General features: G+C 56.9%; 11 protein-coding genes and 1 tRNA gene. 8 read left to right on the top strand and 4 right to left on the bottom strand.

The features are described 5' to 3' along the window. The first annotated feature begins 26 nt into the window (after nucleotides 1-26). From ACKF11_RS03650 to ACKF11_RS03640, 3 genes are read left to right on the top strand one after another with little or no spacing between them, the layout of a single operon-like run. The gene (locus ACKF11_RS03650) at nucleotides 27-524 is read left to right on the top strand and encodes a GreA/GreB family elongation factor (protein ID WP_287110415.1); all 498 of its coding nucleotides are present in this window, start codon (nucleotides 27-29) and stop codon (nucleotides 522-524) included. Nucleotides 525-536: 12 nt separating this feature from the next. Beyond that, nucleotides 537-1,139, top strand: a complete 603-nt coding sequence (locus tag ACKF11_RS03645) for a nitroreductase family protein (protein WP_407995985.1) — start codon at nucleotides 537-539, stop codon at nucleotides 1,137-1,139. Between the two features lie 39 nt (nucleotides 1,140-1,178). Then, on the top strand, nucleotides 1,179-2,774 hold the full coding sequence (locus tag ACKF11_RS03640; RefSeq protein ID WP_407995984.1) for an ABC-F family ATPase: 1,596 nt from the start codon (nucleotides 1,179-1,181) through the stop codon (nucleotides 2,772-2,774). 44 nt (nucleotides 2,775-2,818) lie between these two features. Here the strand turns inward: ACKF11_RS03640 and ACKF11_RS03635 are convergent, their stop codons facing one another. The 3 genes from ACKF11_RS03635 to yegD all read right to left on the bottom strand — a co-directional run bounded on the left by ACKF11_RS03635 (nucleotide 2,819) and on the right by yegD (nucleotide 9,987). Continuing rightward, a complete protein-coding gene (locus ACKF11_RS03635) occupies nucleotides 2,819-3,916 on the bottom strand; it encodes an HD domain-containing phosphohydrolase (RefSeq protein ID WP_407995983.1) in 1,098 nt (365 codons plus the stop codon). 12 nt (nucleotides 3,917-3,928) lie between these two features. After that, entirely contained in the window at nucleotides 3,929-8,308 is a 4,380-nt protein-coding gene (locus ACKF11_RS03630; RefSeq protein ID WP_407995982.1) for a response regulator, read from the bottom strand. A 470-nt stretch (nucleotides 8,309-8,778) separates the two neighbouring features. Beyond that, nucleotides 8,779-9,987, bottom strand: a complete 1,209-nt coding sequence (gene yegD / locus ACKF11_RS03625) for a molecular chaperone (protein ID WP_407994164.1) — start codon at nucleotides 9,985-9,987, stop codon at nucleotides 8,779-8,781. A 278-nt stretch (nucleotides 9,988-10,265) separates the two neighbouring features. Between yegD and ACKF11_RS03620 the strand changes: the two genes are divergently transcribed. From ACKF11_RS03620 to ACKF11_RS03600, 5 genes are all read left to right on the top strand, one after another. Next, nucleotides 10,266-11,138, top strand: a complete 873-nt coding sequence (locus ACKF11_RS03620) for a DMT family transporter (RefSeq protein WP_309564928.1) — start codon at nucleotides 10,266-10,268, stop codon at nucleotides 11,136-11,138. An 88-nt stretch (nucleotides 11,139-11,226) separates the two neighbouring features. Further along, nucleotides 11,227-11,317 (top strand) — tRNA-Ser (locus ACKF11_RS03615). Nucleotides 11,318-11,519: 202 nt separating this feature from the next. After that, complete coding sequence (locus ACKF11_RS03610) at nucleotides 11,520-12,086, top strand: FxDxF family PEP-CTERM protein (protein ID WP_309564927.1); 567 nt, start codon at nucleotides 11,520-11,522, stop codon at nucleotides 12,084-12,086. 164 nt (nucleotides 12,087-12,250) lie between these two features. Continuing rightward, nucleotides 12,251-13,669, top strand: a complete 1,419-nt coding sequence (gene mltF / locus ACKF11_RS03605) for a membrane-bound lytic murein transglycosylase MltF (protein ID WP_407995981.1) — start codon at nucleotides 12,251-12,253, stop codon at nucleotides 13,667-13,669. Between the two features lie 138 nt (nucleotides 13,670-13,807). Then, on the top strand, nucleotides 13,808-15,568 hold the full coding sequence (locus ACKF11_RS03600) for a cation:proton antiporter (RefSeq protein ID WP_407995980.1): 1,761 nt from the start codon (nucleotides 13,808-13,810) through the stop codon (nucleotides 15,566-15,568). A gap of 55 nt (nucleotides 15,569-15,623) precedes the next feature. Here ACKF11_RS03600 and serS read toward each other — a convergent pair whose 3' ends face one another. Then, nucleotides 15,624-16,916: a serine--tRNA ligase gene (gene serS / locus ACKF11_RS03595; RefSeq protein WP_407995979.1), complete on the bottom strand. Its 1,293-nt coding sequence runs from the start codon at nucleotides 16,914-16,916 to the stop codon at nucleotides 15,624-15,626. Nucleotides 16,917-16,939: the final 23 nt, after the last annotated feature.

Raw genomic sequence — 16,939 nt, 5'->3', positions numbered from 1 at the left:
ATTCAAGGTTTTATAGGTCGTGCGCCATGAGTCGTGGATTTGTAAAAGAGGACGATCTGGAGCATGCTGGCACGGATCTGCCGGAGCGTCCGCTCAGCCCGCATCCGAACTACGTCACCCCGCATGGCTTCAAGCTGTTGCAGCAACAGGCCAGTGCGCTGGAGCAAGAGCGCCAACCGCTCACGATGCGCAAGGATGACCCCGCCGTGCAACAGCGGCTGGCCATGATAGACCGCGACTTGCGCTACCTGCAAGCCAGGCTGGAATCTGCCATCGTGGTCGATCCAGCTGCGCAACCAACCGACACTGTATTGTTTGGAGCCACGGTTGAAGTGGAGGATGAAAATGGCGACAGCCATACGTTCATGATCGTCGGCGAAGACGAAGCAGATATTGCCACCAACCGCGTCAGCTGGGTGTCACCGCTGGCCAAGGCACTGATCGGGCAGAAAATTGGCGACAGTGTGACGTGGCACCGGCCGGCAGGGAACCTGGAACTGGAAATTATTGCAATCCACTATTGAGGAATCCGATACATGAATGTAATTGAAGCCATTGAGAGCCGCCGCTCGATCAAGGCATATGATCCCAGCCACACGATGTCCGAGGCTGAGATAGAAAAACTGATGTCACTCGCCATCCTTTCCCCCACGGCATTTAATATCCAGAACTGGCGCTTCGTCCTGGTGCAAGACCCAGAACTGCGCAAGCAGGTACGAGCTGTCAGTTGGGACCAGGCACAAGTCACGGATGCTTCCCTGCTGATCGTGCTCACGGCTGACCTGAAAGCCTGGGAAAAGGAACCGCGCCGCTACTGGCGCAACGCAGAACAATCTGTTCAGGATTACCTGGTCAACGCCATCGACAATTATTATCGCGGCAAGGAGCAGGTACAGCGCGACGAAGGCATGCGCTCCTGCGGCATGGCCGCCATGACGCTGATGCTGGCAGCCAAGGCGTTGGGCTACGATTCATGCCCGATGGACGGATTTGATTTCGACGCAGTCGCCAAATTGCTCAATCTGCCCGCCGACCATACGCCTGTGATGTTCGTTGCCATTGGCAAGGGCACTCAGCCTCCACGCCCACGCGGCGGCCAATTGCCGCTGAATGAGGTCGTCATCCGCAACAAGTTTTAATTCATTGACTATTCGTTTTACTTTAGGAATACAACCGACGTGTTAATCGCAAACAATATCACCATGCAGTTCGGTGCCAAGCCCTTGTTCGAGAATGTCTCGGTCAAGTTCGGCGACAACAACCGCTACGGCCTCATTGGGGCCAACGGCTGTGGCAAGTCCACCTTCATGAAAATCCTGGCCGGCGTTCTGGAACCGACCTCTGGCAATGTCGCTCTGGATGCGAACGAACGCATGGCCTTCCTGCGCCAGGACCAGTTTGCCTATGAGGATCAGCGCGTGCTGGACGTGGTGATGATGGGGCACCAGGAAATGTGGAAGGCCAATGTAGAAAAGAACGCCATCTACATGAACCCGGAAGCGACCGAAGACGACTACATGAAAGCTGCCGAACTGGAAAGTGTGTTTGCCGAATATGATGGCTACACGGCCGAGGCACGCGCAGGTGAACTGCTGCTGGGTGTCGGCATCCCCACCGATCAGCACAATGGTCTTATGAACGCAGTGGCGCCAGGATGGAAGCTGCGCGTGCTGCTGGCACAGGCCCTGTTTGCCAATCCCGACGTATTGCTGCTGGACGAACCCACCAACAACCTCGATATCAATACGATCCGTTGGTTGGAAGACGTACTCAACAACCGCGATTGCACAATGATCATCATCTCGCACGACCGGCACTTCCTGAACCAGGTCTGTACGCATACCTGCGACATGGACTACGGCACGATCAAGGTCTATCCAGGCAATTATGACGATTACATGGAGGCCTCCACCGCTGCACGCGCGCAAGCGGCCAAGGACAATGCCCGCGCCAAGGAAAAAGTGGCCGAGCTGCAGGAATTCGTGCGCCGCTTCTCCGCCAACAAGTCCAAGGCCAAGCAGGCCACCAGCCGCCTGAAGATGATCGACAAGATCAAGATCGAGGAATTCAAGCCTTCCAGCCGCCAGTACCCGTTCATCCGGTTCGAGTTCGATGAGAAAGAAAAACTGCATCGCCAGGCGGTGGAAATCGAGAATCTTGGCCATGGTTATGACAAGCCATTGTTCAGCAATTTCAACCTCATGGTGGAAGCCGGCGAGCGCATTGCCATCATCGGCGAAAACGGCGTAGGCAAAACCACCCTGCTGCGCTGCATCGCGGGAGACATCCAGCCCAACCATGGCAGCGTCAAGTGGGCAGAAAAAGCCAAGATCGGCTACTACGCCCAGGATCACGAATATGAGTTCGACGGCGGGGAATCATTGTTCGAGTGGATGACCAAGCATACCCAGCCAGGCGACGACGATCAGTCGGTGCGCAGCATGCTGGGGCGCCTGCTGTTCTCTGGAGAGGACACCAAAAAGTCTGTCAAGGTGCTTTCCGGCGGCGAAAAGGGCCGCATGCTGTATGGCAAGCTGATGCTGGCGCGCACCAATGTGCTGTTGATGGATGAGCCAACCAACCACATGGACATGGAATCCATTGAAGCGCTCAACACCGCATTGGACAAGTACAAGGGAACGCTGATTTTCGTGAGCCATGACCGCGAGTTCGTCAGCTCCCTCGCCACGCGTATTCTGGAAGTGAAGCCGGACGGCATCGTCGACTTCCTTGGCAACTACGAGGATTACCTGGCAAGCCAGGGCGTCGAGTAAGCCCTGCTCGATAAAAAAGGATGGCAGATGCCATCCTTTTTTATTCATGCCTTGCCGGCGTACCGGTCTTGGTATTGCTCCGCGATGCGCCAGAACTCATCCTTGACCGCCATGAAGGCATCGACGATATCCGGGTCGAAATGCTTGCCGCGCCCTTCGAGGATGATCTGTACCGCCACTTCATGATCGAACGCCTTTTTGTACACCCGCTCGCTAATCAAGGCATCATAGACGTCGGCAATCGCCATCAAGCGGGCGGAGACCGGGATGTCCTCCCCGCGCAAGCCGTCGGGATAGCCTGAGCCGTCCCAGTGCTCGTGATGCCACATGGCGATCTCGCGGGCATACTGCAGGAAATTGTTGTCGCGGCCGATCACCTTCTCCGCCTCGATCAAGGCATTGGCGCCCAGCCTCGCATGCCTCTTCATCACCTCGTACTCTTCTTCGGTCAGCGGGCCGGGCTTGAGCAATATGCGGTCCGGGATACCCACCTTGCCGATATCGTGCAGGGGCGCGGATTTGTATATCAGGTCGATCACCGGGGTAGTCAATTGCGCGGCAAATCGCGGATGCTCGCGCAGTTTTTCCGCCAGAAGGCGCACGTAGTTCTGCGTGCGGCGGATATGGTTGCCGGTTTCGTTGTCGCGCGCCTCCACAAGGGAAGCCAGCGCGAAGATGGTCGCATTCTGGATCAAGGCGATCTCGCGCGTGCGCTGCTCGACCTGGTATTCAAGGAACCGGCGCTGGTCCTTGAGGAACAAATGCGTCTGGATACGCGCCAATACGATCGGCGGACTGATCGGCTTCACGATGTAGTCGACCGCCCCGACGTCGAACCCGCGCTGCTCGTCCTCCATATGGATCTTGGCGGTGAGGAAAATGACCGGGATGCTCTCCGTGACCGGGTTGGCCTTGAGCTGGCGGCAAACTTCGTAGCCGTCTATGTCCGGCATCATGATGTCCAGCAGGATCAGGTCGGGCTGAGGCAGCATCTGCGCTATATTCAATCCATCGACGCCGCTGGTGGAGACCTTGACCCGGTAGAACTCCTTCAGCAGGGCATTAATGACCGACAGGTTTTCCGGTGTGTCGTCAATGACCAGGATCGTTTGCTTGCTGTTTGTATCCGATATCTTGTCCATCGCCGCTTGTCCTTAGGATAGGTTCTCATGTGAAGCCGTTGCCAATAACGGCTTCACCACGAGCAAAGCCGCATCGAATTGGTAGAAGCCTACAAGCCCCACCAGCTTGTCATATTGTTGCGCTGTCAGCATGGCTCTCAGCGCCTGGGCCTGGTCTGCAAGAAAATCCTGCACGCTGGCATCCCTCGCTTCGAGGTATTGGGTCAATCGCAACAACAATACCTGGCCTTCCTGCTGCGTGACATGAACAGATGATGACCCAGCGCCGGCTGCCTGCTGGCCCAATACGCGCGCCACGGCGGCAACCGCACTGGCAAGGTCCGATTCAAGCCGCGCCAGGGCCGGCCCGGTATCAGCATTTTCCACCAAGGCCTGCTCAAGCCCGGCCGCCGCATCAGACAATGCCTGCGCCCCCAGGTTGGCCGCCACGCCCTTCAGCGTATGGGCCAGCCTGACGGCATCGGGCCGGCGCTCCTCCTGCAAGGCGTTTCTTATCTGATCAGGCATGCCCTGCTGGCTCTGGATGAACTGCCGCAACAGTCTGCGATACAGCTCCTGGTTTCCCGCGACGCGTCGCAACGCTTCCGGGACATTGAACCCTTCAATTTCCAATTCGGCATATCCTCCTATGGCTTGTGCTGCGTCTCCCGGCGCAGCCTCGTGGCCGACATGAATACAGGCAAGGGCCTGATACAGCATATCCGGATTGATGGGCTTGGTGATGTGGGCCGCCATGCCGAGCTCGATGCAGCGCTGGCGCTCCTCGACGGTGGCATGTGCCGTCATCGCCAGCACCGGCAAGTGATCGAACGCGGGATTGGCGCGGATACGGCGTGTCGCCTCATAGCCGTCCATCACCGGCATCTGCAGGTCCATCAGTATCGCATCGTAATGCGCGCCTTGCTCGTTCAGCTTGTCCAGCGCCTCCTGCCCATGCTCGGCAATCTGCACTATCGCCCCTACGGCCTGCAACAGTTCGGAAGCGATCTGCTGGTTGATTTCGTTATCCTCGACCACCAGCAGCCGCATGCCGCTGAGATCGTAATTCGGGCTCTGCGACACATACGACCAGTTTTCCACGGATGCGCTGTAAATGCCCACCAAAGTATCAACCAGGGTGGACTGGCTGACCGGCTTGACCAGGAAGCCCTCCAGCTTCAGGTCATCGCACTCCTTGCGGATTTCCTCGCGACCATACGCGGTCACCATGATGATGGCGGGTATTTTGCCCAAGCTGGCATCGTGCTTGATCAGGCGCGCCGCCTCGAGACCGCTCAACCCCGGCATCTTCCAATCCATCAATACCAGGTCCACCGGCAATACATGCTGCATGTCCCGTACCGTCGCCACGGCCTCCATTCCGGAATTGGCATGGCTGATCTTGCACGGCAGGAAGCCGAGCTGGCTGGCAAGGATACTCCTCGCCGTGAGGTTGTCATCCACCACCAGCACGTGCAGGTCGTTGAGCTCGTTGGTCAGGGTATAAGGCCGGGCCGGATGCCCATTGCCGAACCATGCGGTAAACGTGAACGTAGAGCCCTGCCCGGGGACGCTGGTCACCCAGATATCCCCTTGCATCATGCCCACCAGCCGCTTGCAGATGGTCAGCCCCAGCCCTGTGCCGCCGTATTTGCGCGTAGTGGAGCCGTCGGCCTGAACGAACGGCTGGAACAGGCGCGAACAGGTTTCATCGTCCATGCCGATGCCGGAATCGATCACGAGGAACTGCAACTTGATCTGCTGATCGTTGGAATCCAGCAATTGGCAGCGGATGATGACTTCGCCCTCGTGGGTAAACTTGATGGCGTTGCTGACCAGGTTGAGCAATATCTGCCCCAGCCTCAAGGGGTCGCCGACCAGGTTACTTGGCACATCATCGGCAACGTCGAACAGAAGCTCGAGCCCTGCCTCGGTGGCGGTATACGCCAAGGTATTGGTCACGCTGCTCAGCACCTGGTCCAGCGAGAATTCCACTTGCTCGAGATCCATCCGCCCCGACTCAATCTTGCTGAAATCCAGGATGTCGTTGATGACGGACAACAGGGAAATGCCCGCGCTGTGAATCTTGGTCACGTAATCGCGCTGCTTGGCGTCGAGCTCGGTTTTCAGCGCCAAATGGGCAAGCCCGATCACGGCGTTCATCGGCGTACGGATTTCATGGCTCATGTTGGCCAGGAACATGGATTTGGCAAGCGTCGCCTCTTCCGCCATATCACGCGCCAGGTGCAACTGCTCTTCGGCCGCACGCTTTTCCGTGACATCCTCGAACTGCCAGACACTGTGGTGTTCGGGGTCGTCGATGTCCACCGCGTGGCCGAAGATGCGGCACCAGAACTTGCTTCCATCCTTGCGGGTAAACTGGTGCTCGCCGGTATAAGTCTCGCCTCGGCGCAATACCTCATAGCCCTTGCCTACCGCAGCGAAGTCCTCGTCGTTGCTGAACCATTCCCGGGTGGAATGGCCCAACAGCTCGCCGCTCTGGTATCCCAGCATGGTTTCGAACTTGCGGTTGCATTGCACCACGCGGCGGTTCTTCAGCTCGATGATGCCCAGCGGGGCGGAATCAAACAATGCCTTCTGCTGGTCGATCGCCACGCTGAGCGCCTGCTGCGCCTCGCGCTGGGCGGTGATATCGACGATGGACCCCACCATCCCGCCAACAGAGCCGTCCGGCAACTTGAACCCGCTCACCCAGTACAGCACCTGGTGCATCTTGCCATCGGCAAACCGCAGGGACAGCGCCTTATGCACGGTGGCGCCGGTGGATATCACATGCTCGTCCTCCTCCTGGTAGGCCATGCGGTCTTCGTATGGCAAGTACTCCATCTCCAGCACGGTCTTGCCTATCATGCGGTCGCGGGACACGCCGAACTCATGCTCATAGGCGCGGTTGCAGCCCAGGAAGCGGCTGTCGCTGCCCTTGAAGAACAAGGGGCTGGGAATATTATCGATCAACTGCTGCAGGAAGAGGCTTTGCGACCTGACCTCTTGCTCGATCCGCCTGCGCTCGGTCACGTCTTCGACGAAACCGTTGTACACCAGCTCCCCCAGCATCGTATGCCTAGGAACGGCACGCGCACGAAGCCAGCGCGTATCGGGCCCTACTTGCAGCCTGAATTCTCCGTCCCATACCTGCTTGTTGTCCTTGGCCCGGCGCAGAGCAGCCAACAGTTCCAACCTTTGCTCCGGTACCACGTGGAGGAACGCGTTCTGCCAATCCGCCAGTATCCTTTCCTCCGGCACATCGAGTAGTTGGCAGGCGCTGGCATTGACGAAGGTGAAGCGTGCTGGCGTACCGTTGCCCGCATGCATCTGGAAAACGCCCACAGGCAGATTGCCGGTCAGGCTATCCAACTGCTCCTCGGACAGCTTGACCGCGCGCTGCTCACCCAGCATGCGATAAAGCAAGCCCGCAAGCAGTGCGGAAATCAACATGCCCAATACGACGGTCGCCAGTATCGACCCGGCATGCTGATAAGACAGGCTGGCATGGGGATGCACGACCAGCGTACCGGAAAAATCGGCAATGCTGAAAGGCAGGCTGACATCCCATATTTCAGGCTCATAGGGCTGTTGAGAATCCAATTGGCGCAAAGGACTACCAGGAGCCACCACCTGCAATATGGGAAGCCTCATGCCTGCCCGGTCCAGCAGGATGACGTCCATATCCAGTTTCGCCGCTTGCTGCTCCAAGGTATGCAGCAACTGCTGGATAGACAAACGCCCGGCCACATAACCGGCAAGATGCTCAATATCCCGTTCATCACCAGCAAACACTGGCACCATGACCATGAATTGATTCGCATCCATGATGGACATCACCACGCTGTGCTTATTGGCAATGCCCTGCTCTAGCGTCTTGAAGTCCGGCGTGCCGATCAATGTATCCACCCCCAGCAAGGAAGGGTTTGCCGTTTCCTCGAAAGCCATTTCGCTATAAAAGATGGGGAAATACTCGTCACGTGCGCTGGCTGGGATAAACGCGTCACTGCCGGCGTCCTGCTCCAGCAAACGGAAGCCGGTCAGTCCGTCTCTGGCTGCGGCCTCGATCAGGCCCGGCACATCGGCAGCCTTGACCCTTGGCCGCCACTGCAGTTCTTTCAGCAAATGACTATGATGGATTGCGTTAACCGAAAATTCGGTAAACTCGGCGCGGCTGACGGATTCGCTCGCATTGAACAGCCATCCCGTGGCCTGTACAAAATCTACGGCATGCTGTATCTCGGATTGGATGGAATGGTGCAGTTCCTGCCCGGCCGCCCTCGCCAACTCAAACTGGCGCGACTGCAAGCTACTGTTATAGAACTGGGCGCGGGCGATGATCGCAGTAACCACCATGCCGAGAATGAACACGCCCAGTACCAACGGCCAGCCATGCTTTTTCTTTCCCATAAGCACTTTCGTCAAGTGTAATTGTTATGAAGTACGCGAGATGCAGCCTGGCTGCCAGTATCTCGTTACCTCTTCGACAATGCTTCTATTGGTACTTAAACACTACGTGGATGGACACCCCAATATCCATGCCTGGTCAGGACCGGCTGGAAACAAGAGCTGCGGCCGTATCGTGACGAAAACAAGCATCCACGCGCAACACCAGCCACAATGGCTAAGCCGCTGTTACATGGCAATACTTTATATGATTCAATGGAGTGACAGCAAGGATTAAGAGCCTGTTCAGAATCTTTTCATGAGTGCGTTGCCCGGCTACCCCGCTGGGATAACCCACGAGAGCATGTTCCAAAACGGGCCTGCTCCGCGCTGCAATCCTTGCTTGGCGGGGCAATGAGCATCGCCTGCGGAATGCGCCCTGACCGGACACGTTTTAGAATCATGCGTACCCATGAAAAGACGGTGAACAAGCGCTAAGAAAAATGCCGGCTGGCGAACACGCTCAGACCGCATGCGACGCTGCCATGCATGTTGCCGGAAACGAACGGCACGGCATCGCCCACCACTTCCCGGATCACCTGCTGGATGACGGGAGAGACGGCGGAACCGCCGGTCAGGTAAATCTTGTCGAGCCTGGACTCACTCGCCTGCCGTGCATCGTCGATCACCTGCCGGATTTTTTCTGTAGAACGTGTAATGGCCTCGCGGAAATCCTCGCGTGCCACCTGCACATCTAAACCATCTTCGACATACTCCAGCCCAAGCGTGTGCCGTTGGGTAGTCGACAATTCAATTTTTGCCAGCTCTGCACTGCGCACCAGATGACTGCTGAGCTTATCCTGCCATACCTTGTAAAGCCGTTCGCGCGCAGTATCCGCCTTGGCATGCACCGGCATCTCGAAGCGCGAATAGAATGCCTGCTGGCTGGGAATACTGTTTACGGCAATCGCGTCAAACGCCTTGTTGTGCAACTCGTCCGTGCCGCGCCCGAACAACGGCATGATGCTATGCCAGCCGAGGTTGACGTCCAGGTCCACCCCGCCGATGCGGTTGCCGGAATATGCCAGCAGATCGTCACTGCGCTCGCGCTTGTCCCGGTAGGATGGCCCGACCTTCACCACCGAGCAATCCGTGGTGCCGCCACCCACGTCCACCACCAGCAGCACCTCGTCCTGGTCGAGCCCCTGCTCATAATCCAGCGCCGCAGCCAGCGGTTCATACATGAAGACAATCTCTTCCAGCCCTGCCTCGGCGGCGGCATGTTCCATGATCGCCAATGCCTGCTTATCGCCCTGCTCGCCGCGGATGCCGTGATAGCGGATCGGCCTGCCGATGACTGCCTGGCGCAGATCCTTCCCGTAAAAAGCCCTGGCCTGCTCCAAGATGTGCGTCATCATCTTGGCAATGACCACCTCGAAAAAATCCATCTGGTCCTTATTGAGGTCGCTCCCCAAAAACACCTTGGGCGACTTCATGAACAAGCCATCGCCCGGGTTGCGGATATAGGCATCAATCGCCTCGGAACCATACAACAAGCCCTGCGCGTTGCCCAACTGCTGGCGTATGCTGCGCGACTCCATATCCTCGTTGAGCTCATGCTCCGGGAATGCCCGATAAATCGCCGAAGGCAGGTAAACGCTATCCTGCTCCAGTTTGGCCTGAACGACCTTTCCGTCTTTCACGACTCCCAGCGACGAATTGGAAGTCCCGTAATCTATTCCACAATGCATGATCACTACCCATGAGCGCCCGAAAGGCATGGCCGAAAAGTACGGCATTATACGCGCTCACCTGATGGAGGCAGCGAAAGAGGCTTCACAGGGCTTCGTATTGGATATTTGATGTGGAAACTCGCAACGACGTGATTGATCAGTCCGATACATCATTGCATCGATGGCCGTGATACACTCTGCAGCTACAGCATCGAACCATCTGCTGCATTCTTTCAAGTTATCCCGACATGAACCCAACCTTCAAGCATCAGCTGCTCCAAGGCATCCTCTGCATGTGTGGCGCCATTTTTCTGTTTGCAGGCAGCGACGCGCTTTCTAAATACTTGGTAGGCTTCTATGCAGTCGTCATGATCATCTGGATACGCTACGTCATCCACAGCAGTCTCATGCTGGCCGTCTTGTTCCCGCGCTCCGGCTTCGCCATTTTCAAAACCCGCAATCCAGGCTTGCAGCTGCTGCGCGGCTTATGCATGGTAGGCACCAACATGTTCTTCATTTCCGCCTTGCGTTACATTCCCCTGGCGGAAGGCACCGCGATTGTCTACCTGACCCCGTTGATCGTCACCATGCTGTCCGGTCCGTTACTGGGCGAGCGGGTCAGGCCGCTGCAATGGTTTGCCGTATCGCTTGGCTTTATAGGCGTGCTCGTGATCTTGCGGCCTGGCGGCGCACTGTTCACCCCTGTCAGCCTGCTTGCCGTAGGCGCGGCATTCACCTTCAGCCTGTATCAGATCATCACGCGCAAGCTCAACGCCACCGACAGCTCCGCCACGACCAACTTGCTCAGCGGCCTGATAGGCAGCGCCGCCCTGACATTCATTGCGCCTTTCTTCTGGCAAACCCCCAGCGCACACCATGCCATCCTGTTGCTTGCACTGGGGGTTTCCGCCCTGCTGAGCCACCTGCTGATGACAGAGGCATACCATCATGCCAACCCCGCGACGCTGGCCCCCTTCACCTATGGACAATTGATATTCGCCGGACTGATCGGCTACCTGATCTTCGGCCACGTGCCGGACCTATACAGTTTTATTGGCATCGCCATCATCTGCACCAGCGGCATACTGGTGCTATCGCAAAAACCCAGGACGGCAGCGTAAAAGGCTGCAAAGCGATTCCTTTCGCCAATAGGGCTTATAGACGATGAGTTTTACTTAGAAATGTCCGTAAGCTATAATCCGCGCTCCCGGAGAGGTGGCAGAGCTGGTTGAATGTACCTGACTCGAAATCAGGCATACGTGAAAGCGTATCGAGGGTTCGAATCCCTCCCTCTCCGCCATCCGTAATTCTATCTCTGCAATCCCAATCCAATCCCTTGCGTTTCGTTTGATTCCTCACCTCTAGTCCGATCAGACTATTTAGTCCATTCGCACTATTGAGGAGCATCGAGAGATCAGTGAATATCTGTTCCACAGGCTGACAATAAATTCAATAGAAGCTTGACCTTAGTTGTCCATACTTAAATTTTTTAGGGGTTTATCATGTTAGCTACTACATTCAAGAAAAGTGCCGTTGCACTTGCTTTCGGCCTGACATCACTGGCTGCAACCAGCGCGTTTGCTGCTGATCCAATCATTCTTCCAGTTACCGACGGTACTATTCACTTCGGTAATGATTTTGCATCTGGTGTGTCTTTTACAGACATATTTCAATTCACTCTTACCAGCCCAACAGATGTTTCCGGAACTGCGAGCTCCACTTATTTATCAATTGGCAGCTTGGTATATCAAGGCGTTGATTTGACCAGTGTTGTGCTGGCTGGTGAGAATGCAAGCCCAACTCAATTGGCACTAGACCTCGGCGGTGCTACTTCCACCACCGAAACCTGGACCTTCTCCCTTGCCAACTTGTCTGCAGGAACGTATACCCTCACCATTTCCGGTGTGGCTGGTATCACTTCCACCGAATTTGCCAAAGCCTCCTACGGCGGTAATATCACCTTCACCGCTGCGGTTCCTGAGCCATCTACCTATGGCATGCTGGCACTGGGTCTTGGTTTGGTTGGTTTTGCTGCTCGCAGCCGCAAGAACGCAAGCAAGTTCGCCTAATCAGCAATCAAGTTTTCTTCAAGGCTGCGGCTTCCGCAGCCTTTTTGTTTATTTATCTCTAACCCATTGTTAAATAAAATAAATACAAGTATTTTCATTTGCGGACAAGAACTAAAAGATGCTCAGACTGGACAAAGACAGCAATCTTTAGGAAACTTGACCGGATGCGTTCACTGGTTATCTTTTTATTAGCGCTGTTGCTGATGGGCTGTAAGGAAGCGCCCAAACCGCTGGCAGACCCTCGCACCACCAAGGAAATCATTGTGGTCACCCACAATGGACCAAGTACGTACTACTATAGCGGCAATAATCAATATGCCGGGCTTGAGCACGATCTGGTGCGAAACTTCGTACGTGAGCTCGGTCCTGAGTACAGTGTCAAATTCCTTGTAGTCAATAATATCTCCCAGGTAATTCCCACATTGCTCAAGCACAAGGCGCATTTTGCGGCTGCTGACCTCAGCATTACGCATACGCGCGAGCATTTGGTCAGGTTCACCCTGCCCTATCAGAAAGTGCAGCAGCAAATTGTCTTTAACAGCGAGCTGACAAAAGCGCCAAAAAATATCAAGGAACTGCTGGGCAGACAGATTACCGTCTCCTCCGGCACCAGCTACTCGGAACGCCTGCAACGCTTGAAGGAGCACGAGCCCCAACTCAGCTGGACGGAAACCCCCAATGCGAATTCCGACGAGCTGATGACCCAAGTCGCCGAAGGCGAGCTGGATTTCACCGTGGCAGACGGGCACTTGATTGCACTGGTACAGAACTATTATCCCAACCTTGGTGCAAGCCTGACACTGGGAAAGCCCGAGCAAGTGGCCTGGGCCTTTCCGAAAACCGGCGACAAATGGCTGTATGAAAAGGCCAATGCGTTTTTTACGCGCATCAGCCAGGACGGCACGCTGCGCAACCTGATCGACCGCTACTATGGCCATGCCGACCGCCTCAAGCCGATTGACGTCACCACCTTCATGCAGCGTTCCGAAACCTTGCTGCCTCAATACAGACGCTTGTTCCATGAAGCCCAGGAGCTGACCGGGCTGGATTGGCGACTGGTGGCCGCGATTGCATATCAGGAATCGCACTGGGACAGGTTCAACACCTCGCCCACCAATGTACGGGGCATGATGATGCTGACAGAGGACACCGCCGACAGGCTGGGCGTCACCGACCGGTTGGATGCGCGCCAGAGCATTATTGCCGGGGCACGGTATGTGCTTATGCTCAAGGACCTAATCCCGGACAGCGTACATGAGCCGGACCGGACTTGGATGGCGCTTGCGGCCTACAACATCGGTTATGCCCACCTGCAGGATGCGCGCATCCTGGCAAAACGGTTGAAGCTCAATCCTGACCGGTGGGTGGACGTAAAAAAGGCCTTGCCGTTGCTGAGCAAGGAAGAACACTTTTCAACGCTCAAATATGGTTTTGCACGCGGTGGAGCTCCTGTCGTGTTTGTGGAGTCCGTGCGTACCTACCACAAGATACTGGCGCGGCGTGAGCCCCGGCATACGCCCATCTTCCCGAGTTTCGAGGTGGCAAGCTTGAACGGCTTCGGCAATACGCTTAGCCAAGAATAAGTAGCAGAATCAAGCTTTATCCTGCCCTTGGCTCTGCCGGGATCGTTATAAAATAGGGCTGAAACAGTTCTATTCAATCAAAACATGACGCAGCCATTGGCTTCAGTCATGTCTCTACCATAGAGAAAATTTACGATTATGCACGCCGCCGCCTTCATACAGGACTTGGCTGTCATCATGCTGGTGGCAGGCATGGTCACGATTATCTTCCACCGCATGAAACAGCCGGTGGTGCTGGGCTACATCCTTGCCGGGCTGATATTGGGCCCGCACACCCCGCCCTTCTCCATGGTGCACGACAACCATACGATCGAGATCCTGGCCGAACTAGGCATCGTGTTCCTGATGTTTTCGCTGGGGCTTGAGTTCAGCCTGCGCAAGCTGCGAGCGGTAGGCGCCACTGCCGTGGTGGCGGCGCTGGTGGAAATCGTCGTGATGGTCTGGCTGGGCTACGAGATAGGCAGCTATTTTGGCTGGAAATCCATGGATTCGATCTTCCTGGGCGCCATGCTGGCGATTTCGTCGACCACCATCATCGTCAAGGCGCTCGACGAGCTCAACATGAAGCACGAGCGCTTCGCCCAGATGATCTTCGGCGTGCTGATCGTCGAGGATATCCTCGGTATCGGCATTATTGCGCTACTTTCCGGCATTGCAGCCACCGGGCAGGTATCCACCCTGGATGCCGCCGTCACCATTTCCAATCTCACCTTGTTCATGGTGGTTGCGCTTGTGCTCGGCATTATCCTTGTGCCCAAGCTGCTCGAATACGTCGCCAGCTTCAAGCGCGACGAAATGCTGCTGATCACCATCCTCGGCTTGTGTTTCGGCTTCTGCCTGCTGGTGATCAAGCTGGACTACAGCGTGGCGCTCGGCGCATTCATGATCGGCGCCATCATGGCGGAATCGCGCCGCATCCGGGCGATCGAGCGGCTGATCATGCCGATCCGCGACATGTTCAGCGCCATCTTCTTCGTCGCCATCGGCCTGATGCTCGACCCCGCCATCATTATCGAATATGCCGAGCCCGTGATCGTGGTCATCCTGGTGATCATCTTCGGCAAGATCTTCGCCTGCACCCTGGGCGCCATGGCCGCTGGCAACGACGGACGCACTTCCTTGCGCGTGGGCATGGGCTTGTCGCAAATCGGCGAGTTCTCGTTCATCATCGCCTCCCTGGGCCTGACGCTCGGCGTCACCAGCTCGTTCCTCTATCCGATCGCCGTGGCCGCCTCCGTCATTACCACGCTCACCACGCCTTACCTCATCAAGGCCGCCGACCCGCTGTCCAGCACCCTGGCCCGCAACATGCCGGCCAGGATTTCGCAATTCTTCCGGCTATACAGCGACTGGCTGGCCTCCAACAACCATGCCCCGGACAGCGACGGCGCCATCCTCGCCGGCATTTACCGCAAGCTGCTGCTGCAAGTGTTCGTCAACCTGTGCATGGTCAGCGCGCTGTTCCTGGGGGCTGTCTGGCTAGTCAATGTGCACCTGGTCAGCCTGCCGTCTCCCATGCGCGACATCATGTGGCAGCAAGCTCTCACCTGGGGTTCGGCATTGCTGCTGGCAGCGCCTTTCCTGATCGCGGCCTTCAGGAAGCTGCAATCCCTCGGCCTGCTGCTTGCCGACCATACCACGCAAGGCATGACGGGAAACGATTGTGGCCGCGTGCAGCGCTTTATCGCCAAGGCGGTGAACGTGCTGGCTGTCGTTGGCATGGCATTGCTGATCCTGGCGTTGAGCCATCGCATCATGCCGCCGCTGGATGTTTGGGTTGTGGTGCTGCTGATCGTCGCAGGACTGGTTGCCCTGCTCTGGCGCTGGTTCGTGATGCTGCACTACCGCATGCAGATTGCCCTGATCGAAACGTTGAGCCAAGAAAAGGAAGAACATTGATGCCGCAGCGAGCGATTGCTCGCTGCGGCATCAGTTGACGGAGGCTTGCTTATTTCTAGGCGTTGATGACTTCCAGCCCGCCCATGTAAGGCCGCAGCGCCTCAGGCACCACCACGCTGCCGTCCGCCTGCTGGTTGTTTTCCAGCACGGCCACCAGGGTACGGCCCACTGCCAGGCCCGAGCCGTTCAACGTATGCAGCAACTCGGGCTTGCCGCCTTCATTGCGGAAACGCGCCTGCAGGCGGCGCGCCTGGAACGCCTCGCAATTGGAGACCGAAGAAATTTCGCGGTAGGTATTCTGCGCAGGCAGCCAGACTTCCAGGTCATAGGTCTTGGCCGCGCCGAAGCCCATATCGCCGGTGCAGAGCAGCACGACGCGATACGGCAATCCCAACGCCTGCAGCACATGCTCGGCATGGCCGACCATCTCCTCCAACGCTTCATAGCTGCGCTCGGGATGCGTAATCTGCACCATTTCCACCTTGTCGAACTGGTGTTGGCGTATCATGCCGCGCGTATCGCGGCCGTAAGAACCTGCCTCGGAACGGAAGCATGGCGTATGCGCCGTAAGTTTGATCGGCAAGCTATCCAGCGCCACGATCTCGTCGCGCACGGTATTGGTCAGCGTCACCTCGGAGGTCGGGATCAGGTAAAGGGTTTCGTTGCTGTCGCCTTCCTGTCCGCCCTTCTGCGCGGCGAACAGGTCCGCCTCGAACTTGGGCAACTGGCCGGTGCCGCGCAGGGTGTCGGCGTTGACGATGTAGGGCGTGTAGCATTCGGTATAACCGTGCCTTTCCGTCTGCGTATCCAGCATGAACTGCGCCAGCGCGCGGTGCAGGCGGGCGATCTGCCCGCGCATGAGGGTGAATCGCGCGCCGGCCAGCTTGGCGCCGGTGTCGAAATCCAGGCCCAGCGGCGTGCCGATGTCGGTATGGTCCTTGATCTGGAAGTCAAAACTGCGCGGCGTCCCTACACGGCGTACCTCGACGTTGTCCTCTTCCGACTTGCCGGCAGGCACGCTTTCATGCGGCAGGTTTGGCACGTTCAACAGGAGTTGCTGCAGCTCGGCCTGAATAACTGCCAATCGTTCCTCATCTTCCTTCAACTGGGCGCCCAGGCCGGCGATTTCCGCCATGATGGGGGCGACATCCTCGCCCTTGGACTTGGCGATGCCGATCTGCTTGGAAGTGGCATTGCGCTTGGCCTGCAAATCCTGCGTACGCGTCTGCACGGTCTTACGCTCGTTCTCAAGTGCTGTAAAAGCATCGGTATCAAAAGCAAAGCCTCGGCTGGCAAGGCGCGCCACGACGTTATCGAGGTCATTGCGTAACTGCTGGATGTCTAACATGAAAATTCCTGGGTTTGATTGCA

The organism is Methylobacillus draconifructus, assembly GCF_045984385.1.
GTDB classification, from domain to species: Bacteria; Pseudomonadota; Gammaproteobacteria; order Burkholderiales; family Methylophilaceae; genus Methylobacillus; species Methylobacillus flagellatus_A.
Note: the sequence above shows the minus strand (reverse complement) of the source record. Positions and strands in the feature narration are given on the sequence as shown.

Coding starts and splice junctions, on each gene's coding strand:
- ACKF11_RS03650 (WP_287110415.1), top strand. CDS start 27: ATGAGTCGTGGATTTGTAAAAGAGGACGATCTGGAGCATGCTGGCACG.
- ACKF11_RS03630 (WP_407995982.1), bottom strand. CDS start 8,308: ATGGGAAAGAAAAAGCATGGCTGGCCGTTGGTACTGGGCGTGTTCATT.
- serS (WP_407995979.1), bottom strand. CDS start 16,916: ATGTTAGACATCCAGCAGTTACGCAATGACCTCGATAACGTCGTGGCG.
- ACKF11_RS03610 (WP_309564927.1), top strand. CDS start 11,520: ATGTTAGCTACTACATTCAAGAAAAGTGCCGTTGCACTTGCTTTCGGC.
- ACKF11_RS03600 (WP_407995980.1), top strand. CDS start 13,808: ATGCACGCCGCCGCCTTCATACAGGACTTGGCTGTCATCATGCTGGTG.
- ACKF11_RS03620 (WP_309564928.1), top strand. CDS start 10,266: ATGAACCCAACCTTCAAGCATCAGCTGCTCCAAGGCATCCTCTGCATG.
- ACKF11_RS03635 (WP_407995983.1), bottom strand. CDS start 3,916: ATGGACAAGATATCGGATACAAACAGCAAGCAAACGATCCTGGTCATT.
- ACKF11_RS03645 (WP_407995985.1), top strand. CDS start 537: ATGAATGTAATTGAAGCCATTGAGAGCCGCCGCTCGATCAAGGCATAT.
- mltF (WP_407995981.1), top strand. CDS start 12,251: ATGCGTTCACTGGTTATCTTTTTATTAGCGCTGTTGCTGATGGGCTGT.